Source organism: Pseudomonas sp. P7758, from assembly GCF_013386485.1.
Taxonomy (GTDB): Bacteria; Pseudomonadota; Gammaproteobacteria; order Pseudomonadales; family Pseudomonadaceae; genus Aquipseudomonas.
Map to the genome: position 1 here is coordinate 32937 of NZ_JACARS010000036.1, position 563 is coordinate 33499.

Annotated in this window: 1 protein-coding gene; it reads right to left on the minus strand. The window is 57.7% G+C overall.

Translation table 11 applies throughout. From position 1 onward, the window contains the following. Positions 1-48: 48 nt before the first annotated feature. Positions 49-396, minus strand: a complete 348-nt coding sequence (locus HX873_RS09245) for an Hpt domain-containing protein (RefSeq protein WP_003214564.1) — start codon at positions 394-396, stop codon at positions 49-51. Between the last annotated feature and the right edge of the window lie 167 nt (positions 397-563).

Sequence of the window (563 nt, forward strand, 5' to 3'; positions counted from 1 at the left end):
AACCATAAGCCGCCATTACCGAAGAAACGGACATACACACCAAAAGCGTCAGAGCTGAAACCGCCCCCGCTCATGCTCATACAACGGCCGCACCAGCGCGAATTCATGGTCAATCTCATCCACCAACTGCGCCAAATCCGCAACCACAGGCTTGGCGGACTTATCCTCGAGCAACTGACAAAGCTCAGCCAACCGCACCGCCCCAAGATTACCGCTACTCCCCTTGAAGCTATGCGCAATCCGCCCAAGCGCCTTGGCATCATCCCGAGCCCGGCGCAACGCCTCTACCCGCTTTTGCGAGTCATCGAGAAAAGTGTCGAGCAGCTTCGGATACTCGCCCTCCATGACCTCCTGCAAGCCAGTCAGCACATCGGGGTCCAGATGAATCTCTGCCACTTGTTCGCTCCTTGATCAAGAATCGGCGGATTATGCCAGAGCCTTCCATGAAAACTCCACGCACACACACCGCCCGCCGTCAGACCAGCCTACATCGCTGCTCAACTGGCGCACCAGGCTCAATCCCCTACCAGACAGACGGTCAACATCCAGCGGCCTGGCCAGCA